Source organism: Pannonibacter sp. CBAS1226 (assembly GCF_055685825.1).
Window position 1 is genome coordinate 437,147 of the sequence record NZ_JBVOUO010000002.1, and the last position, 23,179, is coordinate 460,325.

Consider the following 23,179-nt stretch of genomic DNA (forward strand, 5'->3'; position numbering starts at 1 on the left):
ATCAGGCCTTGGCCAGCTCTTCCAGCACGCGGGCCCAGGAGCGGATGCCCTTGTGGAAGCTCTTCAGCTCGTATTTCTCATTCGGCGAGTGGATCTGGTCGTCATCAAGACCAAAGCCGATCAGCATGCTGTCCATGCCGAGCATGCGCTTGAAGTCGCCGACGATCGGAATGGAGCCGCCCATGCCGATGAGGGCGGCTTCCTTGCCCCATTCTGCCTTCAGCGCGGCCTGACCCTTGGCGATGGCCGGCATATCCGGGTTGAGGGAAATGGCCGGGCTGCCGTCCTTGGCGATGAAGTCCACCGTGCAGTCCGCCGGGATCTTGGAGCGTACATAGGCGCGGAAGGCCTCGCGCACCTTTTCCGGATCCTGATCGCCGACGAGGCGGAAGGTGAACTTGGCATGGGCTTCGGCCGGGATCACCGTCTTGGAGCCGGGCCCCTGATAGCCACCCCACATGCCGTTCACTTCGGCGGTCGGGCGGGTCCAGATGTGCTCCAGCGGCAAGCGGCCCTTTTCGCCGCGCGGATACTTGAGGCCGATCTCGCCGAGGAATTCCTCTGCCGAGAAGTCGAGCTTCGACCACATGGCGGCGAGGCTCTCCGGCAGGTCATGCACGCCGTCATAGAAGCCGGGCAGGGTGATGCGGCCATTTTCGTCATGCAGGCCCGCAATGATGCTGGCGACGATATGGTTCGGGTTCTGTGCCGAGCCGCCGTAGCTGCCCGAGTGCAGGTCACGGGCGGCGGCCTTGACGATGATCTCGTCCCCCACCATGCCGCGCAGCATCAGGGCAATGGCCGGGGTGTCCCGGTCCCACATGCCCGTGTCGCAGACAAGCGCGAGGTCGCAGGAGAGTTCGTCCTTGTTGGCTTCGAGGAACGGGTGCAGCGAGGGCGAGCCGGATTCTTCCTCGCCCTCGAACAGGATGGAGACATCCACCGGCAGATCGCCGGTTTCGGCGATATAGGCGCGAGCGGCTTCGACGAAGGTCATCAGCTGGCCCTTGTCGTCGGCGGCACCGCGCGCAACGATCATCTTCGAGCCATCGGCGCGGGTGACAATGCGCGGCTCGAAGGGATCGGTCTCCCAAAGGTTCAGCGGATCGACCGGCTGCACGTCATAGTGACCGTAGAACAGCACATGCGGGCCGGGCTTGCCGGACTTGCGGTGGCCGACGACCATCGGATGGCCCGCCGTGTCGCGCACGCTTGCGGGAATGCCGATGCCGGTCAGCTCAGCCGCCAGCCACTCGGCCGCCTTGCGGCAATCGGCCTTGTAGGACGGGTCGGTGGAGATACTGGGGATCTTGATAAGGTCGAAGAGGCGCGCAAGGGCGTTGTCGAGATCCGCGTCAATGCGGGCGAGAACCTTGTCGATCTGGCTCATGAAGAGGCTCCTGGGGTATGTCTGCCATCACGGGGCAAAAGGCGGGGGGCGAAGGCATGGGCCTTGCTCCGGTTGCGCCACAATGGCGGCATCGGACCAGCGGGGCAAGTGTGCTGCGGACAAAGGACACAGTTGGCTGCGCCCTGCGTCAATCCGTTCCTTCCTGCCAAATTGCATCTGGCCGTGCCGGTGCTAGGATCGCCGGCACAAGCTGAAGGAAAAACTCATGTTCTCCATCTCCCGCCGCGAATTCCTGACCGGGACAGCCGCAAGCCTTGCGGCCTTCGGGGCGGGTGGTCTTGCCGCAAGCCGGGCAAAGGCGGCGGATTTCGTGCTGCCGATCCGCCCTTGCGAGCATGAATTGCGCCCCGGCATCGTTACCCGCGGCATGATGGGTTTCGGTGAGACGGGCGTGCCGCCCGTGCTGCGGCTGAAGCAGGGGCAGCCCTTCATTGTCGATGTGCAGAACCAGCTGGAAGAAGCCTCCGTGGTGCATTGGCATGGCCTGCGTATCGCCAATGCCATGGACGGCGTGCCCTATCTGACGCAGGACCCCATCGAGCCGGGGCAGAGCTTCCGTTACGAGCTGACCGCGCCGGATGCGGGCACCTTCTGGTATCACCCCCATTGCAACACGCTGGAGCAGATGGCCAGAGGGTTGACGGGCACGCTGATCGTGGAAGAGGCGGAAGATCCCGGTTTTGATCTAGACCTGCCGCTGAACCTGCGCGATTTCCGGCTGGGCAGCGACGGGCAGTTCATCGAGTTCTATAAGCTGCGCAACGCGGCCAGAGGCGGCACGCTGGGCACGGTTTCCACGGCAAACTGGCAGGAAGAGCCCGTCTATGAGGCCCCGGCTGGCGGGCTTGTGCGGCTGCGCCTGATCATGACGGATGTGACGCGCGTTGGAACCTTTGCTGTTTCAGGCGGCGAGGCGCGGGTGATTGCGCTCGATTCCAACCCGCTGGCGGCTTCTCTTCCCGCAGACAGCATTCTGCTTGCCCCCGGCCAGCGCGCTGATGTGGCGCTGCGCATGCCGGATGGGGAAGGGCAGGAAGTGCAGGTGACGCTGGCCACCCAGAAGGGGCCGCGCGTGATGGCCCGGCTGAAGGCGCAAGGGCAGAGCCTTAAGCGCAGTCTGGCGGAGCTGAAGCCGTTGCCCGCCAATCCCGTGCTGCTGCCGGATCTGGCATCTGCGGAGACAATCGACTTCGTCTTCGGCTGGACGCCGGATGGCACCGCGCCGCAGCCCAGCATCTGCGGCACGCTGGGGCTGAACTTCTGGTCGATCAACCGGGTGGCCTGGCAAGGGGACGCGCCGGGGCCGGTCGATCCGCTGGCGGTGCTGCGCAAGGGCCGGTCCTATGTGCTGCGCCTGCGCAACGAAACGCAGAACGACCACCCCATCCATCTGCACGGCCTGTCCTTCCAGTTGCTGCGCTCCAACAAGCGCGAGCTGCCGCCGCTGGTGACCGATACGGCGCTGCTGATGGCGCAGGAAACCATCGAGGTTGGCCTTGTGGCCGACAACCCCGGCAACTGGGCCTTCCACTGCCATGTCATCGAACACCAGAAGACCGGACTGACGGGCTATATTTCCGTTGAGGCGTGACGAAAGGGCAGCTCACCCCCTCGGCATCACCTCCACATTGTCGATGAGCCGCACGCCGTCGAGCCAGACGGCGGCGAGGAGGCGGGCGGGGCGGTCGGCGCGGGACAGGGGCGTCAGGTCGCTTTCGGCGCGCAGTTCCAGATATTCAAGGTCGCCAAATCCGGCAGCGGCAATGGCGGCGCGGGCGTCTGCCAGAACAGGCTCTGCCGCTTCGCCGCCGGACAGGCGCTCTGCGGCGGCGAAGAGGACAGCGGGCAGGGCCGTTGCCGTGCTGCGGGCCTGCGCTGACAGGCGCACATTGCGGGATGACATGGCGAGGCCATCCGCCTCGCGCACCGTCGGGCAGGGGACGATCTCGACCGGTATGTCGAGATCGCGCACCATGCGCTTGACCACTTGCAGCTGCTGGAAGTCCTTCTCGCCGAAGAAGGCAAGGTCTGCGCCGGTCTGCAGCAGAAGCTTGCTGACGACCGTTGCGACGCCATCGAAGTGCCCCGGCCGGTGCGCGCCGCACAGACCTTCGCTGACGCCGCTGACGGAGACATTGGTGGCAAAGCCGTCGGGATAGATCTCTTCCACTTCCGGCGCATAGAGCACATGGGTGCCGAGCGGAGCGAGCTTGGCCGCATCGCTTTCGACCGTGCGCGGGTAGGCGGCGAGATCCGCTGCGTTGTTGAACTGCTTCGGGTTGACGAAGAGAGTGACGATCACCCGGTCCGTGCGGGTGAGGGCGGTGCGCACAAGGCTGAGATGGCCGTCATGCAGCGCGCCCATGGTCGGCACCACGCCAATGGTCAGCCCCTCGCGCCGCCAGCCGGCAGTGCGGGCACGCAGGGCGGCAAGGCGGTTGATCGTCTCAAGGCTCATGCTTTTTCTCCCTTGGAGCGCGGCGCATCGGCGAAGACATGTTCGGGACCGGGGAAGCTGCGGGTGCGCACCTCTTCGGCATAGGCGGCAACGGCGGCTTCAGCCGTGTCGCCCAGTTCGGCGTAGCGCTTGACGAAGCGGGGGCGGAAGGCGGTGAACATGCCGAGCATGTCGTCGATGACGAGGATCTGCCCGTCGCAATCCACCGAGGCGCCGATGCCGATGGTGGGAATGGCAAGCTCCTGTGTGATCTGGCGCGCGAGGCTGTCCGGCACTTTTTCCAGCACCACCGAAAAGGCGCCGGCCTGCGCCACCGCATGGGCATCGGCCAGAATGCGAGCCCCATCCTCGCCCCGTCCCTGCACCTTGTAGCCGCCAAAAGCGTTGACCGCCTGCGGCGTCAGGCCGATGTGGGCCATGACGGGAATGCCGCGCCGGGTGAGGAAGGCGATGGTCTGCGCCATTGTCTCGCCGCCCTCAAGCTTGACCGCGCCTGCGCCCGTTTCGCGCATCAGCCTGGCAGCATTGCGGAAGGCCTGTTCGGGGCTCTCCTCATAAGAGCCGAAAGGCATGTCGATGACGAGCAGGGCCTTTTCGACGCCGCGCCGGACGGCCTGGCCATGCAGGACCATCATCTCCATGGTGACGCCGAGGGTAGAGGGCAGGCCATGCAGCACCATGCCGACGCTGTCGCCCACCAGAACCACGTCACAGGCGGTGTCGGCAATGCGGGCGACGGGGGTGGTGTAGGCGGTGAGGCACACCAGCGGTGTGCCGCCCTTGCGGGCCTTGATCTCGGGCGGCGTCAGGCCGCTGATGGAAGCCGAAGCGCTCATGCAGTTCCTCCCAGAGGCCTGATGGCGGAGACTGCCGGAAGGTCCGGGCGGGGCCGCCGCAGGCCGATGCGTTGCGCATGGCCTGCGTCATTGGCATATTTTCTTGCGCCTGCGAAGTGAATTGTGCGCCGCAGTAGTGAAGCAGGGCTCAGAAGCCCCGCTTGAGCGAGCCCAGAACACCGCGCACCAGCGCCCGGCCCAGCGAGGAACCAAGGCTGCGGGCGGCGGATTTCATGCCTGCTTCCAGTGCAGTGTCGCGGGAAGAGGCCCGCTGCCGCCGCTGGGTCTGGCTGTCCTGCCGGGGCCGGTCGTCGCGGCCGAAATCCGGCAGCTGAAAGCCGGTGCGCGTGCGGTGGACAGGCTCTTCCCGGTCATAGGCGCCGGTGCGCAGGTCTTCCGTCCTCTGGCGCTCTTCCACACGGGCCTGATCGCGTGCCCGCTCGGTCAGCATTTCATAGGCGGACTCCCGGTCACGGGCGCGGTCATAAAGGCCGAAGAGGGGGCTGGACTGGATGCAGTCGCGCCGCTCTGCCGCGCTGATGGGGCCAAGGCGGGAGGAAGGGGGGCGGATGAGCGTGCGCTGCACGACAGAGGGCACGCCCTTGCCTTCCAGCGTCGAAACCAGAGCCTCGCCGACGCCCATTTCCATGATGACGCTGCTTGTATCAAGGTTCGGGTTGGGGCGAAAGGTTTCAGCGGCCGCACGCACGGCCTTCTGCTCGCGCGGGGTGAAGGCGCGCAGGGCGTGCTGCACCCGGTTGCCAAGCTGCGCCAGCACCGTTTCGGGCACGTCCATCGGATTCTGGGTGACGAAATAGACGCCCACGCCCTTGGAGCGGATCAGGCGCACCACCTGTTCCACCTTCTGCAGCAGCGCCTTGGGCGCGCCGGTGAACAGAAGATGCGCCTCGTCGAAGAAGAAGACCAGCTTCGGCTTTTCCGGATCGCCCACCTCGGGCAGCTCCTCGAACAGCTCCGACAGCATCCACAGCAGGAAGGTGGCATAGAGCCGGGGCGAGTGCATCAGCCGGTCGGCGGCCAGAATGTTGATGGTGCCGAGCCCGTCGCGGCTCTGGCGGGCAAAGTCGCGGATGTCGAGGGCAGGCTCGCCAAAGAACTTGTCGGCGCCTTCGCGCTCGAGCACCAGCAGGGCGCGCTGAATGGCACCGACGGAGGCGGAGGAGACATTGCCATAGATGCGTGACAGCTCGGCCGCCCGCTCGCCCACATGGGCGATCATGGCACGCAGATCCTTCAGATCCAGCAGCAGCAGGCCCTCGTCATCGGCCAGTTCAAAGGCGATGTTCAGCACGCCTTCCTGCGTTTCGTTGAGGTCCAGCATCCGGGCCAGAAGCAGCGGCCCGATCTCGGAGATGGTTGCCCTGAGCGGATGGCCTTGCTCGCCGAATAGATCCCAGAAGACGGTGGGGAAGCCTTCAAATTCATAGCGGTCTGCAAAGCCGATGTCCTTTGCCCGCTTCAGCAGGAAGTCCTTCGGATCGCCCGGCATGGCAATGCCCGACAGATCGCCCTTCACATCGGCACAGAAGACCGGGACGCCGGCCTTGGAAAAGCCCTCCGCCAGGATCTGCAATGTCACCGTCTTGCCGGTGCCAGTGGCCCCGGTGATGAGGCCGTGCCGGTTGGCAAACTTCAGGTTCAGAACCTCATCCTTGCCGCTGCTGCCAATGAAAATGCTGTCCGTCACGTTTTCCCGTCCTTTGGCGTCATGTCCCTTGGTGATTTCTATCACCGTAAGGGGCGCGGTCCAGAGGCAAATCTGTTTCCGGAAAATCTTGCGGAACCGGTGATTGCATTTTCTGACGCAACGGCTTCAATGGATTGGGGCTGGCGCTGCCGCGCCGGACCGGTGGGAGCTAAAGGGAGTAATGCGCATGTCTTATCCAGTCATTGATATTGAAGGCATCGGTCCTGTCTATGCAGAAAGGCTTCACGCGGCGGGCATCCGGACGACCGGCGATCTGCTGGAGCGTGCCAAGGATCCCAAGGGGCGCGAGGCGCTGGGCGCGGAAACCGGCATCGAGCACAAGCGGATCCTGAAATGGGCCAACATGGCCGATCTGATGCGCATCAGGGGCGTTGCAGAGGAATATTCCGAACTGCTGGAAGCTGCTGGTGTCGACACGGTGAAGGAACTGAAGCACCGGGTGCCCGCAAATCTGACCGCGAAAATGGCCGAGGTGAATGCGGTGAAAAAACTTGTCCGCCAGGTGCCGTCGGAGACGATGGTGGCCCGCTGGATCGAAGAGGCCAAGCAGCTGCCGGCCATCCTCACATACTGACAGCCGAGCTTCGCAGCTGCCTGAAAAACAAAAGGCCCGCCGGATGCAACTGGCGGGCCTTTTGAAACTTGGAGTTCGGGAGCCTTCAGCGCTCAGACGCGGATCTGGCCGTAGCGCAGGGCCTCAACGACCGTATGGGTCTTGTTGGAGGCGTTCAGCTTGACGCTGGCGTTCTGCAGGTGGGCGTGCACCGTGCGCTGGGAAATATCCAGAAGCTCGGCAATTTCCCCTGCAGTCTTGCCGAAGGCGGTGAGCTCAAGCACCTTGCGTTCGCGGGTGGACAATGCGCCGGGGCGCTGGGCGGTGATGACGCCCATGTCCTGCAGCTTCACGAAGACCGCTTCCGCAATCATTTCGATAGCCGCGAGGGAGCATTTGTCAGCCTTCAGGCTGGGGCCGGCGCAATAGACGAAGGCCTGGAAGGGCTGCAACTCGGTCACCGGCACCGCGATGATCTGGTAGCCTTCTCCAACCGCAGCCATCAGGCGCGAATGCTGTGTGTCACCGGCCGACACGGTCCAGACCGAGGTGCGGTCCGAGGCAAGGCCGAGAGACAGGACCGCATCATTGGCCGAGAGCGGCGGATTGTCAGCCGAACCGGTGCGGGCATCCGGCCAGCGGTAGCGCTGAACAAGGCTCTCGATGGAGCGCTTGGGCATCGGCAGGCCGGTGACGAGAATATGGGTCGCACCCAGGCGACGGAGATTTGTCTCCAGAACGTCAAGGACAATCTGGGCAGAGTTCGACTCTGAAATGGTACGCAGCTCTGTGCTGAGTTCAGCTTCATCCATCATTGTGCACATCCACTTGCAGGCGGCATGAACCGCTTGTTGTTATACTTCCGGGTGACCGGAAGTTTGACCTCATTCGGGTCTGCAGGCCGTCCGCTGTTTTTTGATGGGAAGCGTTTCCGGTCTGCAGGCTGCCGGGAAACAAGCGTTTTGCTTGCTCGGAAGCTTGTCTTTGCTTTTAGCCCAGAAACCATAAAAATACCAACCGTAATATGAGCAGAGTTTTTGCCAAATCCGCCAATCTGCAGCTGAGGCCGGAACAATCGGGCAAAGACGGGCAAACGGCGGCTGGATGGTTATCATCATGATAACGCTGCGTCCGTTGGCGAAAAGGCTTCAGCCTTTGGGCGAGCTTGTCTCACTCTCCCTCAAATGAAATAAAGGTGACAATCCCGAGGAGTTGAGCGTCGTGGCAGAATTGCACCCGGACTGGACACCTGATGAAGCTGCATGGCTGGCAGCCGTTGACAAGGCGCTCAAGGGCGCTCCGCGCGAGCGTCTCGTCTCGCGCAGCGAGGACAGCCTTGCCATTGCGCCCTTGTATCCGCGCAAGGCGGAAGCCTCCCCGCGCGCCGGCCGCCCGGCCGGGCAGCCCTGGAAAATCCTGCAGCGCGTTGACCACCCGGATGTGGAAGCTGCCAACCGGCTGCTGCTGGAGGATCTGGCGGGCGGTGCCGATGGCATCGACCTGGTTCTGACCTCCTCAGCCAATGCCCATGGCTTTGGCTGCGGGGCGCAGGATGCAGCCGGGTTCGACCGTCTGTTCGAAGGTGTCTACACCGATCTCATCACCATACGGGTCGATGGCGGCTATGAAAGCGGCTCGACGCTGGCCCTGCTGATTGGTCACGCTCAGCGCATGGGGCTGGACGTGTCGAAGCTGAATATCATTTCCTGCAGTGACTATGTGGCCAAGCTGGTGCACACCGGCACGCTCAAGAATTCCATTCCCGTATTGCGCAAACGCATCGCTGACCTGTCCCGCTTTGCACAGGCAAAGGGGATGCGTGGGCCGCTGCTCTGCGCCGACGGGCGCAGCTGGCACAACCGGGGCGCAACGGATGCGCAGGAGCTGGCCTTCACACTGGCGACGGCCCTGCATTATCTGCGCGACCTCGATGCAGAAGGCGAAGGGGGAGACAACCCCGCCTCGCTCATCAGCATGACGCTGGCCGCGACGGCCGACCAGACCGGCACCATTGCCAAGGGGCGGGCGATGCGCCGTCTCTGGGCGGCGGTGCTGGAGCAAAGCAGCCTGCCGCAACACCACCTGCATCTGCATATGGAGACCTCCTGGCGGATGCTGACCAAGGCCGATCCATACGTGAACATGCTGCGCGGCACCGTGGCCTGCTTTGCGGCTGGCGTGGGCGGGGCGGACAGCATCAGCGTGCTGCCCTTCACCACCGCCTGCGGCCTGCCGGACAGCTTTGCCCGGCGCGTTGCCCGCAACACCCAGACCATCCTGATCGAGGAGAGCAACCTGCACCGGGTGGCCGATCCGGGCGCCGGTTCCGGCGCCATCGAAGCCCGGACTGAAGATCTGGCCGCTGCTGCCTGGGCGCTGTTTCAGGAAACGGAAGCGGCTGGCGGCATCGTTGAAGCCATGGTGGCCGGAACCGTGCAGAAACACGTGGACGCGGCAAGGACGGAGCGCAGCCAGAAGATTGCCCGCCGCCGCCAGCAGATCACCGGCGTCAGCGCCTTCCCCAACCTGCAGGAAGGGCCGGTGCGGGTTCTGTCCGGTGAGCATCTGCTGCTGGACGTCGCCTCTTCAACCCTCGCCCTGCCGAGACCGGGGGAGGGTTCCGTCATGCAGGCGATTTTCGACGCGCTGGAACAGGGCGCGACGCTGACGGACATCATGGCGTCCCGCCCGCTGATCGACGAGATCAGCCTCAACACCAGGATGCCGCAGCCGGAGCGCCAGTCCGAGCCATTCGAGCGCCTGCGGGAGGCCGCAGCCCTGACCAACCCGGCCGGGCGTACCGTTTTCCTGGCCGGGCTGGGGGCGCTGGCGGATTTCACCGCAAGGGCAACCTGGGCCAAGAATTTCTTCGAGGCGGGCGGCCTGCCGGTGACCGGCGGGACAGAGACGGACGGCATCGGCGCCGCCGTCGAGGCCTGGCGCGCCAGCGGGGCGCCGCTGGTCTGCCTTGTTTCTTCCGACAAGATCTATGCCGCGCAAGGCGCGGAGGCGGCCGCGGCCCTTTCCGCCGCCGGGGCGGAGCACATCTATCTGGCCGGAAAGCCGGGCGAACTGGAGGCTTCCTTGAAGGATGCAGGCGTCAGCGCCTTTGTCTTCGAGGGCTGTGCCATGCTGGACATCCTTGCCGATGCGCACAGGCGTCTTGGATTGCCGGTTGCGGCGGGAACATCAGGGGAGGGGCTGCTGTGAGCCGGATTCCGAATTTTGCCGACCGCCCGTTCCGTGATGTGCTCGGCAAGGCCGAAGCGCCTGAAGGCTTGCACAGCTGGATGACGCCGGAAGACATCGCCGTCCCCCCGGTGCCAACAGCTGCCGATCTTGAAGGGCTCTCGCATCTCGACAGCTACCCCGGCCTGCCGCCCTTCGTGCGCGGGCCTTACCCCACCATGTATGTGCAGCAGCCCTGGACGGTGCGCCAATATGCGGGCTTCTCCACGGCGGAGGATTCCAACGCCTTCTACCGGCGCAATCTGGCGGCCGGGCAGAAGGGGCTATCCGTCGCCTTCGACCTTGCTACCCATCGCGGCTATGACAGCGACCATCCGCGTGTGGCCGGGGATGTGGGCATGGCAGGGGTGGCCATCGACAGCATCTTCGACATGCGCACGCTGTTCTCCGGCATCCCGCTGGACCAGATGAGCGTGTCCATGACCATGAACGGCGCCGTGCTGCCGGTGCTGGCGCTCTATATCGTTGCCGCCGAAGAGCAGGGCGTGGCGCAGAACCTGTTGTCCGGGACCATCCAGAACGACATCCTCAAGGAGTTCATGGTCCGCAATACCTACATCTACCCGCCCGCGCCTTCGATGCGGATCATTTCGGACATTTTTGCCTATACCTCGCAGAACATGCCGAAGTTCAATTCCATCTCCATCTCCGGCTATCACATGCAGGAGGCCGGGGCGACGGCGGATCTGGAGCTGGCCTATACCATCGCCGACGGCATCGAATATGCCCGCGCCGGGGTGGCGGCGGGCATGGACATCGACCAGTTCGCGCCGCGCCTGTCGTTCTTCTGGGCCATCGGCATGAACTTCTTCATGGAAGTGGCAAAACTGCGCGCCGCGCGCCTGATCTGGGCGCAGCTGATGCAGCAGAATTTTGCGCCGAAGAGCGACAAGTCCCTGTCGCTGCGCACCCATTCGCAGACCTCCGGCTGGTCGCTGACGGCGCAGGATGTCTACAACAACGTCATCCGCACCTGCGTGGAGGCCATGGCGGCGACGCAAGGCCACACCCAGTCGCTGCATACCAACGCGCTGGACGAGGCGCTGGCCCTGCCGACGGACTTTTCCGCCCGCATTGCCCGCAACACCCAGCTGTTTCTGCAGCAGGAAAGCGGCACCACCAGCCCCATCGACCTGTGGGGCGGGTCCTTCTATGTGGAGAAGCTGACGGCTGATCTCGCCGCCAAGGCCATGGCGCATATCACCGAAGTCGAGGCGCTGGGCGGCATGGCCAAGGCCATCGAAAAGGGCATTCCGAAGCTGCGCATCGAGGAGGCCGCTGCCAAGACGCAGGCGCGCATCGACAGCGGGGCGCAGACCGTGGTGGGCGTCAACAAGTACAAGCCCGACTTTGAAGAGCCCATCGAGGTTCTGAAGGTGGACAATGCGCAGGTGCGCGCCATGCAGATCGAAAAGCTGCAGCGCCTCAGGGCCGAGCGCAACGAGGCCGAAACGCAGGCCGCGCTGGCCGCCCTTACCGCCTGCGCGGCCTCCGGCGAAGGCAACCTGCTGGACCTTTCCGTCAAGGCGGCAAGGGCGAAGGCGACGGTGGGCGAAATCAGCCTGGCGATGGAGCAGGTGTTTGGCCGCCACAAGGCGGAGATCCGCTCCATTTCCGGCGTCTACAAGCGCGAGGCAGGGGCCATGTCGGACAAGGTGGGCAAGGTGCAGAAGCTCGTGGAGGCCTTTGAGGAGAACGACGGGCGCCGCCCGCGCATTCTCGTCGCCAAGATGGGGCAGGACGGCCACGACCGCGGCCAGAAGGTGATCGCCTCCGCCTTTGCCGACCTCGGCTTCGACGTGGACATCGGCCCGCTGTTTGCAACGCCTGAGGAAGCCGCCCGGCAGGCGGTGGAAAATGACGTGCATGTGGTGGGCGTCTCGTCACTTGCCGCCGGCCACCTCACCCTGGTGCCCGCCCTCAAGGCGGCACTCGCCGCTGAAGGGCGCGAGGACATCATGATCGTCGTCGGCGGCGTCGTCCCTCCGCAGGACTACGACGCCCTCTACGCCTCCGGCGCCACCGCCATCTTCCCCCCCGGCACCGTCATCGCCGACGCCGCCGTGGACCTCATCGCCAAGCTGAATGCGAGGCTGGGGTATGAGGGGAGTGCGGCGGCGTGAGGGGGGGGGCTATCTATTTGGGAATCCCCTTTCTTTCCGGGGCTTTGAGCCAGCGAGACATGGCCCCTATAAAGTCCCACACATCGCCGTCCGTTGGCGTTACATAGCTTTCCGAAGATGGGTTACTTCCCATCCTCGAGAAGATATTCTGAAGCCATTGGCTCTTTGTGCGACATATATCTAAATTACTTAACCAGCTTTCCAATTCACCGTTAGGGACAACAAATATTCCGTATTTCTGCAGGTCTTGAAGCAGATTTTTCGCCGCTTCCAGATCTTGGTCTTTGAGTGTATTTATCCCGCCGTCTTTTTTGAAGTCGGCGCTGGAATCTTGCAGTAAATTTAAAATGGAAATTCTTCGTGTCGAGTATGATTGGTGTTCTGCTTCGGGAATGTGAGCGGCTTCTAAATATGACGCCCAAACTTTTCCTCCATCTTTTAAAACATCGATGTCAACGACAGCCGCTGCTGGTATGCCAAGTCTGCGCAAAATGCCTATGATACGCGGAATCGTTTGCTTGTTTTGTGCATTTAGAAATTGCGCGTGCGGTGCCCCTCTTGGATCATTCTTTGCAAGCAATCGTTCGTTTATTTCTTGATAGAATGCGCGATCGGCATCGGCTTCGCCTACAATAACTGACTCGTGAAACAACCCCTCGAGTACTCCCACAGAACGCAGTAAGGGGTCGTTCATCAGATTTCTCAGTTCAGCATTTGGGAGCAGTCTGGCAGTTCCAGTTCCATTCTTATATGTCAGCCGAATAATATTGACTGTTGCCCCGGATGATATGGCTCCCATAAGAAAATGCGCGCTGTGAGTTGCAGCAAATATGTGCTTTTTCTCATCCATTGCTCCCTTTGATATTTCCTTTCCAAGTTTGAAGGCAAGGCTTGGGTGTAGGAATGCTTCTGGTTCATCAATAAGAATTATTCTTTTTTTACTTGCGTGAATATTGATGATTATACCGGAAAATGCTTTTACTCCATCACTAACTTCTTCGACTGAAAGTGAACTTTCCATGTAATGTAAATTTTCCTCCCCTAATGACCTCTCATCAAGTGGTGGGGTCTTTCCAAATCTGACTTGAATCTGATCCCCGTTTGAAACGTCTAAGGCGAGATATAGCTGCGTAGATTCAAAAATAATATCTCTCATAATTTTACGTTTTTCGTCATCTCTAAAAATTCTTGCAAGTAGACTTCTTGGATGTTTCAAATCTCCTCTGCTTTGGGGTGCCAAAAGATTAATTCTTGAGGTTCCGTCGATGTAAAGTGTATTACCTCGAATAAATATGGAAAAATTTTCTTGACTGATTTGATCTTTTATATTTGGATTTTGAAAGGATTTTATGAAGTTATTCACATTAATGCTGTGTATTTCTTCGTTGAATTGAATTAATTTTTGTCCGGGATATATGTTTTGACCGGGTATTGGTTTGGTTTGATGGCTTTCAAGGAACTCTTGAGCTGCCTGTTCTGGAACTGGCTCATAATTAATTTCAGAAATTACTTTTTTTTGAGGATTTGCCCAAGTTTGAGCCGCATGAAGTATATCCTTTAGCGCTTGGCTTTTACCCGAGTTATTGGGCCCCAAGAAAATCGTTACTGATGGAGGGAGTGAGATTTCGAGTGGCTTTTCGGTTGCTGACGATCCAAAACTGAAGTGAAGTGAGCTAATCAAAGTGTGTCTCCATTGAAGTTGAGGTGAGACGTGTCTTACTGCTAAGTTTAGGTCGTGAATCCAGCTATGGGTAGCGAATTCTCAAGATTTTAAATTTAAGTATCTATACGGGAACGGTAACAGTCAGAAGATGTCGCATTATGATGCGATGCCGGAAAGTTGCCTCGGCTGCTAACCAAGCGGTTATTCTCTCCTTCGTCATGGTCGGGCTTGTCCCGGCCATCCGCTGACCAACGGCTTGTGCAGATCCTCGGCACAAGGCCGAGGATGACGATGGAGAGGTGCCGGGATCTTTTCACGCAGAGACGCGCGCAGCCGTTGAAGATCCCGTATTGCGGTGGGGGCGAAGATTACTTGCGGCATTTGGGGGCGGGCAGTTCGGTGTCAGAGCCCCAGCTCGTCAGCCATTGATCCACCTCTTCGGCGGTGGCATGCATGCCGGTTTCCTGAAATTCCTGCCATGCCTTGAGGGTTTCCTGACGCAGTGCCTCGCGTTTTTCCTCGCGCTCGACATACTGGGCAATGGCTTCGCGCATGATCCAGTGCGAGCTGCGCTGACGCGCCTCCGCCAGATTCTGGATGCGCTCTTTCAGGCTGTCGTCCAGCTTGATGGAGGTTGCCGATGCCATCTCATGCTCCGGAGTAAAAGGTATTACCTTTTAATACTTTACCGCGTTCGTGCCTGATGTGTCCATTCCCGTGACCCTGCCAAACGTGAGCAGATCGTACCGGCCGGACGGCGCGAAAGACCGCAGATCTGGCGGCATCGTGAGTGATTTCGGCGCATTGTTTTGCCCGCATGGTGCGATGAAGGGCTGATCGGGCCTTTGTGTCCGCAGTCCTGCAGCCGAGGTTGATTGGAACATGTCGCCCATAGTCGAACGCATTCCGAGCGATGAACGCCTTCCGGCTGAGGCCGATGCCGTCATTGTTGGCGGGGGCATCCTCGGCGCCACCGCTGCCTATTTCCTGGCAAAGCGGGGCCTGTCTGTGGCTCTGCTCGAGAAGGGGCATATCGCCTGCGAACAATCGAGCCGGAACTGGGGCTGGTGCCGCCAGCAGAACCGCGACAGGCGGGAGTTGCCGCTCTCGGTGATCTCCATGCGGCTGTGGGACGAGCTGACGCGGGACATCAACCGGGATCTCGGCTTCCGGCGTTGCGGCCTTGTTTATGCGACCCATGACGAAGCGGTGCTCGCCGGCTGGGAAAAATGGCGTGAAGTCGCCAGAGACTATGGCGTCGGCACCCGCGTGCTCAGCCGGGCCGAGCTGGCCGAGCGCGTTCCCGAGACGCGTGGCAAATGGGTTGGCGGCACCTATTCAGAGCACGATGGCAAGGCCGAACCGGCACTCGCCGCGCCAGCCATCGCGGAAGGGGCCAGAGCTCTGGGTGCCACGATCCATCAGGGATGCGCCGCCCGGGGGATTGATCTGGCCAATGGCAGGATCACCGGTGTGCACACGGAGAAGGGCTATATCAAGACCAGTGCGGTGCTGTGTTCGGCGGGCGCCTGGTCCTCGCGGTTCCTGAGGCCGCTTGGGGTCAGCTTCCCGCAGGCAAGCATCCGCCAGACTGCGCTGCGCTCCGCCCCGACGGTCAACATCGGCGAGGCGATTTCCACGCCCTATTGCACGATCACGCGCCGGCTGGACGGAAGCTACACACTTGCCATCAGCGGCAAGGCGAACCTCGAGATCACACCCCAGGCCATCCGCTACAGCCGGGAATTCATGCCGCAGTTCATCCGCCGGCTGAAGAATGTCAAACTCGGCATTGGCAAATCGTTCCTGTCCGGGCCGGATTCACTGTCTGCCCTGCTGGCCACCGACGACCGGATCTTCGAGAAGAACCGGGAGCTGGATCCGCCGCCGTTGAAGTGGCTGATCCGTCAGGTGGTGGAGAGCGTCAGCAAGACCTTCCCCCAGCTGGAGGGCATCAAGATCGAAAGCGCCTGGGGCGGCTTCGTCGATTGCACGCCGGACGCCGTGCCTGTGGTCTCCAAGGTGGACAAGGTTGAGGGGCTGGTGCTCGCGGCGGGCTGTTCGGGCCATGGCTTTGGTCTGGGGCCGGGGCTGGGCTATCTGGCCGCAGAACTCATCGTCAACGACACGCCCAGCGTCGATCCGGCGCCGTTCCGCCTGTCGCGTCTGGTTGATGGCTCGAAGCTGGACGTCTCCGCCATCTGATATCCGGGCGTGATGCGTCAGTGCTAAGCGGGCGGCCCGCATATTGGCCGGGGGAGCAGGCATCTGCCGTTCCCCCGGTTCGCAGCCGCCTGATCTGGCGTGTCAGCCTTGCTGTGTCTTGGCACGGATCAGCGCATCGGCGATGAACAGGTCCTGAAGAGAAATCCCCGAACTGTCGAAAACGGTGATCTCCTCATCGCTGCGGCGTCCGGGCGCCCGTCCCTCGATGACATCGCCGATCTGCGTAACCTTGAGAGTGCCCGCTTCGATCTCCTGCCGCGCGTGCTGGAAATCACCGATCTGGACGGATTGGGACAGCAGATCGCAGAAAAGGCGCGCACGCGGATAGAAACCGGCGGGCAATTCGTGCTTGCCGGGCGCATCCGAGCCCATGCTGACCACATGCGTGCCGGGGCGCACCCAGCCGGCATCGAACAGCGGTTCACGCGAAGGGGGTGCCGTGACGATGATATCGGCGGCCTGCACCGCTTCCTGGGCCGAAACCGCGCGGGCCTTGAGCCCGGTCTGAGAGACTTGCCCGACAAAGGCGTCCAGCCGTTCGGACGGGCGGGAGACGATCAGCACCTCCGTAACCGGCCGGATCCTTGCAAGGGCTGCAATCTCGAAGCTGGCCTGATTGCCGGACCCGAAGACGGCAAGGGTCCTGGAATCCTTGCGCGCCAGCAGGCTGGCGGCAACCGCATCGGCGGCGGCGGTCCGGTAGGCGTTGACCTTGCCGCCCTCAAGCACGGCGCGCAGACGGCCGGTCCGCTGATCGAGCAGCACGATGGTCGAATTGTGCCGCGGCAGACCGATGGCCGGGTTGCCGGACCAGAAGGAGCCGACCTTCACGCCGGTCAGCTCGTCCGACCAGCCCGACTTCAGGGAGAACCTGTTGGTTGGGTCCTTGGAGTGCCCCAGGACAGCCGGAAAGACGCCGCTCTGGCCGGAAGCTGCGGCAGCGAGCGCCTGGCGCGCCGCCTCGAACGCCAGCTCATGCGTCACCATTGCGGCGGATTCTTCTTCGCTCACATAGATCATCCGGGGGCTCCGATTGCGCGTGGAACGCCGCAGGCCGCTGACAGGGGCAGTGTCAGGGGCGGGGGTGTCAGGGGGCAGACTGCATCTTTGCCCGCACGGCCGCCGTCAATTGTGCCGATTGAACGGCAAAAACGAATGATTCCACTGGCTTGGCTGCGGCAAACGGCAGGGGCGCCTTGACGGAGGATGACATCCTGTCTGTGACTTCAACAGAAGCCGGACCCCGTTGCACCTGTGGCAAGCCAGAGCGTTCGAGACACTGCGGCTTGCATGACCATCGCCACGCCTCCGGCGCAGGGCAATGGCATCCGGTTCTTCAAAGATCTGCCTGGGCCGCAGGGCGGCCCTCAGGTCCGCCCCTGAAAATCAATCCTTCGGCCAGTGATGAGGACCGCGCCACCCATGCAAACCGCAGAACAAACCAGCCCGCACCCGCAATCGATCCACGATCTCGTCACGCCGTCGCTTCTGCTCGACCGCAGCAAGCTCGACCGCAACATCACCCGGCTGGCTGATCACGCGCGGCAGCTGGGCGTGGTCCTGCGCCCGCATATGAAGACCGCAAAGAGCATTGACGTGGCACGGCGTGTCTTTCCGGATGGGCAGGGGCCGATCACCGTCTCCACGATTGCCGAGGCCGAGTATTTCGCCAGCCACGGCTATCGTGACATGACTTATGCAGTGGGCCTGTCGCCTGCTTCTGCCCTGCGCGCCATGGAGCTTTGCGCCCGCACGGGCGCAGACCTCAAACTGCTGCTCGACACGGTGGAACAGGCCGATGCCCTGGCTGCGGTGCGCGAGGCGTCCGGGGTGGTCCCGTCGGTGCTGATCGAACTGGATGTCGATGATCATCGCGGCGGGCTCAAGCCCGACGACCCCAAGCTCATCGAGGTGGCCGGGCGCGTCGTTGCGGCGGGCGCCAAGCTTCTCGGAGTTCTGGCGCATGCCGGCGAGTCCTATGGATTGAACACGCCTGAAGCCCTGGTAGTCGCCGCCGAGAGCGAGCGGGTGGCCACGGTCCGGGCCGCCGAAATCCTGCGAGCGCATGGCCATGCCTGCCCGGTCGTCAGCCTGGGCTCCACCCCGACCGCCCACTTCGCGCGGAACCTCGAGGGTGTCACGGAGCTGCGCGCGGGCGTCTACATGTTCTTCGACCTTGTCCAGCACGGTGTCGGCGTCTGCAGCAAGGATGACATCGCCATTTCCGTGCTCGCCTCGGTGATCGGCGTCAAGCCGGAGAAGGGCTGGATCCTGGTCGATGCCGGCTGGATGGCTCTGTCGCGTGATCGCGGCACGGCAAGTCAGCGCGTTGACCAGGGCTATGGCGTGGTTTGCGACGAAGCCGGGCGGGTGATTGAGGACGTGATCGTCTCGCAGGCAAGCCAGGAGCACGGCATCCTGTCCATCCGGCCAGGCTCGGGCAGGACCATGCCGGATCTGCCCGTCGGCACAAGGGTCCGCATTCTGCCCAACCATGCCTGCGCCATGGCCGCCCAGCACGGGTTTTACAGCGTTGTTGACGGCGAGGATGCCGGTATCGAGGCACGCTGGGAACGCATTCGCGGCTGGTGAAGGCCGCCGCTACGACAAGAGGCACGAAGCAAGATGAAACTGACATCTGGCGGGGCGGTGTCCCCGCTCACGCACCTCGCCGACAACGGCCATCTCGGCCTTTTCTACATCGGCGGCCAATGGGTTTCCCCCAAGGGCGCTGCCCACGCCGATGTGGTCAATCCGGCCACCGAAGAGATCATCGCGCGGGTGCCGCTTGGAAACGGCGCTGATGTGGATGCTGCGGTGGCTGCCGCGCGGGGGGCGTTCGCCAGCTGGAGCCGGACGCAGCCGGGCGAACGCGCTGCGCTGCTGGAGCGTCTGCAGCAGCAGCTCGAGGCGCAGAGCGAACGCATCGCGCAGTGCCTCAGCCTCGAAATGGGGGCTGCGATCAGTTACGCGCGGAGCGCCCAGGTGCCGCTGGCCATCGCCCATGTGAAGGCCGCACGTGAGGTCCTTGCGGACTTCCGGTTCATCGAGCGGCGCGGCCAGACCGCCATCGCACGCGAGGCAATCGGCGTCTGCGCGCTGATCACGCCGTGGAACTGGCCACTCTACCAGATCACGGCCAAGGTGGCACCGGCCCTTGCCGCAGGCTGCACCGTGGTGCTGAAGCCGAGCGAACTGTCGCCGCTGAGTGCGCTGCTGTTCGCCGAAGCCATCGAGCAGGCGGGTTTCCCGGATGGCGTGTTCAACCTCGTCCACGGCAACGGCCCGGACGTTGGGGCCGCGCTCGCCGCGCATCCCGATGTCGACATGATCTCCATAACCGGCTCCACCCGCGCCGGCATTGCGGTGGCCCAGGCTGCCGCAATGACGGTGAAACGCGTGGCCCAGGAACTCGGGGGCAAATCTCCCAACGTTATCCTGCCGGATGCCGATCTCGCGCGTGCAGTTCCTCCCGGCGTTGCTTCCAGCTTCCGCAATCTGGGACAATCTTGCAGCGCACCGACCCGCATGATCGTGCCGCGCGCGCGGCTGGCCGAGGTCGAGGCACTCGCCGTCAAGGCTGCGGCCGATATCGTTGTCGGGGATCCCTTTGTGGAAACGGCAACGCACGGGGCCATCGCCAATCGCGCGCAGTTTGACCGCATCCAGATCATGATCGGGGCGGCCATTGCCGAAGGCGCCAAGCTGCTGACTGGCGGGCAGGGCCGCCCGGACGGCCTCAAGGCCGGGTTCTTCGTCAAGCCGACCATCTTCTCAGACGTGCGCACGGATATGCGGATCGCGCAGGACGAGGTGTTCGGGCCGGTGCTCTGCATCCTTCCCTATGACACGGTCGAGGAAGCCGTCGCCATCGCCAACGACACGGTCTATGGCCTCGGAGCCCATGTTCAGGGCAGCGACATGGATCTGGTCCGGCACGTTGCCTCGCAGATCCGCTCCGGCCAGGTGCACCTGAACTATCCGGCCTGGGACCCCCACGCCCCATTCGGCGGCTACAAGCAGTCCGGCAACGGGCGCGAATATGGCCTTGAGGGCATGCTGGAATATCTCGAAGTCAAGTCGGTGCTGGGATACTATCAGGAGGCCTAGGTTCGGCCGCTTCTGTTGTTGCTTGTTGACAGCGTCCGGACACACCGTGCCGGACGCTGTCTGCTTTTGTGAGGGACAGTGTGAGCGGCGAGCAGACGACTGCTGGTCTCAGGTGTTTGGCCCAACGATGCGGGATCTTTGACCTGTTGCAGGGTTTGGATGGCATGGGCGGATCAGGGTTCCCGCGTACTCCTGCCTGGAACTGACCTAACGTCCTGAATTGCATGGCCAAACCGCGTTTCCGGCTATTTGATCAGAAAATCTGATTGATACAATCAGAAGATACGAATTTTGCTAATTCCAGCAATTGGGTAACGTCATGTCACTGGCGCTGTTTCTGATCAGGGAACGGCGGCTGATCCCTGCTGAAGCGGGGCAAAGTTTCCGGGCAGCGTAACCCCGCCGCTGCCTGCCGAAGGAGAGGGCGGCGCGCCGTGCCGCCCTGCTGACGTGCCTCAGGCGGCAGAGATGCTGCCGGGGCCAATGTTCGGGCGGTCGGCTGTACCGCTTGGGGTAAACACAGGCGGCGTCTGGCCGCCTCAAGAACCATATGGACCGGAGAGAGACAATGGACGCGACGAATGCCAGCAAGGCAGGCAAGTGCCCGGTGATGCACGGTGGAAACACCGCCACCGGCAATTCGAACATGGAGTGGTGGCCGAACGCCCTCAACCTCGACATCCTGCATCAGCATGACGCCAAGTCCAACCCGCTGGGCAAGGACTTCAACTACCGCGACGAGCTGAAGAAGCTGGATGCAGAGGCGCTGAAGGCCGATGTGAAGGCGCTGCTCAAGGACAGCAAGGACTGGTGGCCGGCTGACTGGGGCCATTACGGCGGCCTGATGATCCGCCTTGCCTGGCACTCGGCCGGTTCCTACCGTCTGGCCGATGGCCGTGGCGGCGGCGGCTCGGGCAACATCCGCTTTGCCCCGCTCAATTCCTGGCCGGACAACGCCAGCCTCGACAAGGCCCGCCGCCTGCTGTGGCCGGTGAAGAAGAAGTACGGCAACAAGATCTCCTGGGCCGACCTCATCCTCCTCTCCGGCACCCTGGCCTATGAGGACATGGGTCTGAAGACCTTCGGCTTCTCCTTCGGCCGCGAGGACATCTGGCATCCGGAAAAGGACACCTACTGGGGTGCAGAAAAGGAATGGCTGGCGCCGTCCGACAACCGCTACGAGGACGTGACCAAGCCGGAGACCATGGAGAACCCGCTGGCCGCCGTGCAGATGGGCCTCATCTACGTGAACCCGGAAGGCGTCAACGGCAAGCCGGACCCGCTGGCCACCGCCGCCCAGGTGCGCGAGACCTTCGCCCGCATGGCCATGAACGACGAGGAAACCGCTGCACTGACCGCAGGCGGCCACACCGTCGGCAAGGCCCATGGCAATGGCGATGCCGGTGCGCTCGGCGTCGAGCCGGAAGCTGCTGGCCTTGAAGCTCAGGGCCTCGGCTGGCTCAACCCGAACCAGCATGGCAAGGCCAGCGAAGCCGTGACCTCCGGCATCGAAGGCGCATGGACCACGAACCCGACCGTGTTCGACATGGGCTATTTCGACCTGCTGTTCGGCTATGAGTGGGAACTGACCCGCAGCCCGGCAGGAGCCCAGCAGTGGCAGCCGGTCGGCATCAAGGAAGAGGACATGCCGGTTGATGCGACCGACCCGTCCCTCCGCCGCATGCCGATGATGACCGATGCCGACATGGCCATGAAGATGGATCCGAAATACCGGGCCATCTGCGAAAAGTTCATGGCTGATCCGGAGTACTTCAAGGACACCTTCGCCCGCGCCTGGTTCAAGCTGACCCACCGCGACATGGGCCCGAATGTGCGCTACATCGGCCCGGATGCGCCCAAGGAAGACCTGATCTGGCAGGACCCGATCCCGGCTGGCCCGAAGAACTACGACATCGGCGCCATCAAGTCGAAGATCGCCGCCAGCGGCCTTTCGGTTGCCGAACTGGTGTCCACCGCCTGGGACAGCGCCCGCACCTACCGCGGCTCTGACATGCGCGGCGGTGCCAACGGTGCCCGTATCCGCCTTGCCCCGCAGAAGGACTGGGAAGGCAACGAGCCGGCCCGCCTGGCCAAGGTGCTGGGCGTGCTGGAGCCGATCGCCAAGGCCTATGGCGCGAGCCTCGCCGATGTGATCGTTCTGGCGGGCAGCGTGGGGATCGAGAAGGCTGCCAAGGCCGCCGGTTTCGATGTCTCCGTGCCGTTCGCTCCGGGCCGTGGTGATGCCACTGCCGAGATGACCGACGCGGACTCCTTCAGCGTGCTGGAGCCGATCCATGACGGCTTCCGCAACTGGGTGAAGAAGGACTATGTGGTTTCGCCGGAAGAGCTGCTGCTCGACCGCGCCCAGCTGATGGGGCTGACCGGTCCGGAAATGACCGTTCTTCTCGGCGGCATGCGCGTTCTTGGCACCAATCACGGCGGCTCCAAGCATGGCGTGTTCACGGACCGCGAAGGGGCGCTGACGGCGGACTTCTTCGTCAACCTGACCGACATGGCCTACACCTGGAAGCCGGCCGGCAAGAACCTCTACGAAATCCGCGACCGCAAGACCGGCGCGGTGAAGTGGACGGCGACCCGTGTGGATCTGGTGTTCGGCTCCAACTCGATCTTGCGCGCCTATGCCGAGATCTATGCCCAGGATGACGCGGCAGAGAAGTTTGTGAAGGACTTCGTGGCTGCCTGGGTGAAGGTGATGAACGCAGACCGTTTCGACCTGACGGCCTGATCCGTCCGGTCACGGAAACAAAACACGGCGCTCCGGGAAACCGGGGCGCCGTTTTTCGTTTGCAGGCCTTGTGTG

Annotated in this window: 17 protein-coding genes; 8 read left to right on the forward strand and 9 right to left on the reverse strand. The window is 62.7% G+C overall.

Translation table 11 applies throughout. The features are described from left to right. Nucleotide 1: 1 nt before the first annotated feature. On the reverse strand, nucleotides 2-1,390 hold the full coding sequence (locus AC0CMF_RS09010) for a dipeptidase (RefSeq protein WP_050471042.1): 1,389 nt from the start codon (nucleotides 1,388-1,390) through the stop codon (nucleotides 2-4). A gap of 226 nt (nucleotides 1,391-1,616) precedes the next feature. On the opposite strand from AC0CMF_RS09010, the gene AC0CMF_RS09015 reads away from it, so the two are divergent. After that, nucleotides 1,617-3,002, forward strand: coding sequence for a multicopper oxidase family protein (locus tag AC0CMF_RS09015; RefSeq protein WP_374628596.1), 1,386 nt, complete (start codon nucleotides 1,617-1,619; stop codon nucleotides 3,000-3,002). Nucleotides 3,003-3,014: 12 nt separating this feature from the next. On the opposite strand, the gene panC is transcribed toward AC0CMF_RS09015, so the two are convergent. The 3 genes from panC to AC0CMF_RS09030 all read right to left on the reverse strand — a co-directional run bounded on the left by panC (nucleotide 3,015) and on the right by AC0CMF_RS09030 (nucleotide 6,413). After that, nucleotides 3,015-3,869, reverse strand: a complete 855-nt coding sequence (gene panC, locus AC0CMF_RS09020) for a pantoate--beta-alanine ligase (protein WP_374628597.1) — start codon at nucleotides 3,867-3,869, stop codon at nucleotides 3,015-3,017. Next, nucleotides 3,866-4,705 (reverse strand): 3-methyl-2-oxobutanoate hydroxymethyltransferase, encoded by an 840-nt coding sequence (gene panB, locus AC0CMF_RS09025; protein WP_374628599.1) that lies wholly within the window; start codon nucleotides 4,703-4,705, stop codon nucleotides 3,866-3,868. The genes panC and panB overlap by 4 nt, the downstream gene beginning before the upstream one ends. A 148-nt stretch (nucleotides 4,706-4,853) precedes the next feature. Further along, nucleotides 4,854-6,413: a helicase HerA-like domain-containing protein gene (locus AC0CMF_RS09030; protein WP_122521143.1), complete on the reverse strand. Its 1,560-nt coding sequence runs from the start codon at nucleotides 6,411-6,413 to the stop codon at nucleotides 4,854-4,856. Between the two features lie 187 nt (nucleotides 6,414-6,600). On the opposite strand from AC0CMF_RS09030, the gene AC0CMF_RS09035 reads away from it, so the two are divergent. After that, nucleotides 6,601-7,008 (forward strand): DUF4332 domain-containing protein, encoded by a 408-nt coding sequence (locus tag AC0CMF_RS09035; RefSeq protein WP_123195610.1) that lies wholly within the window; start codon nucleotides 6,601-6,603, stop codon nucleotides 7,006-7,008. A 92-nt stretch (nucleotides 7,009-7,100) separates the two neighbouring features. Here the strand turns inward: AC0CMF_RS09035 and AC0CMF_RS09040 are convergent, their stop codons facing one another. Beyond that, the gene (locus AC0CMF_RS09040; protein WP_050471046.1) at nucleotides 7,101-7,802 is read right to left on the reverse strand and encodes a helix-turn-helix transcriptional regulator; all 702 of its coding nucleotides are present in this window, start codon (nucleotides 7,800-7,802) and stop codon (nucleotides 7,101-7,103) included. A 69-nt stretch (nucleotides 7,803-7,871) separates the two neighbouring features. Then, nucleotides 7,872-8,105: a hypothetical protein gene (locus tag AC0CMF_RS09045; protein ID WP_374628600.1), complete on the reverse strand. Its 234-nt coding sequence runs from the start codon at nucleotides 8,103-8,105 to the stop codon at nucleotides 7,872-7,874. A gap of 103 nt (nucleotides 8,106-8,208) precedes the next feature. Between AC0CMF_RS09045 and AC0CMF_RS09050 the strand changes: the two genes are divergently transcribed. Beyond that, nucleotides 8,209-10,197, forward strand: a complete 1,989-nt coding sequence (locus AC0CMF_RS09050) for a methylmalonyl-CoA mutase subunit beta (protein ID WP_374628602.1) — start codon at nucleotides 8,209-8,211, stop codon at nucleotides 10,195-10,197. After that, nucleotides 10,194-12,359 (forward strand): methylmalonyl-CoA mutase, encoded by a 2,166-nt coding sequence (gene scpA / locus AC0CMF_RS09055; RefSeq protein ID WP_374628603.1) that lies wholly within the window; start codon nucleotides 10,194-10,196, stop codon nucleotides 12,357-12,359. The genes AC0CMF_RS09050 and scpA overlap by 4 nt, the downstream gene beginning before the upstream one ends. A 13-nt stretch (nucleotides 12,360-12,372) precedes the next feature. Here the strand turns inward: scpA and AC0CMF_RS09060 are convergent, their stop codons facing one another. After that, entirely contained in the window at nucleotides 12,373-14,040 is a 1,668-nt protein-coding gene (locus AC0CMF_RS09060; protein WP_374628604.1) for an ATP-dependent nuclease, read from the reverse strand. Between the two features lie 350 nt (nucleotides 14,041-14,390). Then, the gene (locus AC0CMF_RS09065; RefSeq protein ID WP_374628605.1) at nucleotides 14,391-14,669 is read right to left on the reverse strand and encodes a CopG family ribbon-helix-helix protein; all 279 of its coding nucleotides are present in this window, start codon (nucleotides 14,667-14,669) and stop codon (nucleotides 14,391-14,393) included. Between the two features lie 235 nt (nucleotides 14,670-14,904). Here AC0CMF_RS09065 and AC0CMF_RS09070 point away from each other — a divergent pair, with 235 nt between their 5' ends. Next, nucleotides 14,905-16,227 (forward strand): NAD(P)/FAD-dependent oxidoreductase, encoded by a 1,323-nt coding sequence (locus tag AC0CMF_RS09070; protein ID WP_050471050.1) that lies wholly within the window; start codon nucleotides 14,905-14,907, stop codon nucleotides 16,225-16,227. A gap of 102 nt (nucleotides 16,228-16,329) precedes the next feature. Here the strand turns inward: AC0CMF_RS09070 and AC0CMF_RS09075 are convergent, their stop codons facing one another. Further along, the gene (locus AC0CMF_RS09075) at nucleotides 16,330-17,268 is read right to left on the reverse strand and encodes an ornithine cyclodeaminase family protein (RefSeq protein ID WP_374628607.1); all 939 of its coding nucleotides are present in this window, start codon (nucleotides 17,266-17,268) and stop codon (nucleotides 16,330-16,332) included. 402 nt (nucleotides 17,269-17,670) lie between these two features. On the opposite strand from AC0CMF_RS09075, the gene AC0CMF_RS09080 reads away from it, so the two are divergent. From AC0CMF_RS09080 to katG, 3 genes are all read left to right on the forward strand, one after another. After that, on the forward strand, nucleotides 17,671-18,840 hold the full coding sequence (locus tag AC0CMF_RS09080) for an alanine racemase (protein WP_374628608.1): 1,170 nt from the start codon (nucleotides 17,671-17,673) through the stop codon (nucleotides 18,838-18,840). Nucleotides 18,841-18,873: 33 nt separating this feature from the next. Then, on the forward strand, nucleotides 18,874-20,358 hold the full coding sequence (locus AC0CMF_RS09085; protein ID WP_374628609.1) for an aldehyde dehydrogenase family protein: 1,485 nt from the start codon (nucleotides 18,874-18,876) through the stop codon (nucleotides 20,356-20,358). Between the two features lie 568 nt (nucleotides 20,359-20,926). Continuing rightward, nucleotides 20,927-23,104: a catalase/peroxidase HPI gene (gene katG / locus AC0CMF_RS09090; protein WP_374628610.1), complete on the forward strand. Its 2,178-nt coding sequence runs from the start codon at nucleotides 20,927-20,929 to the stop codon at nucleotides 23,102-23,104. The last annotated feature ends 75 nt before the right edge of the window (nucleotides 23,105-23,179 follow it).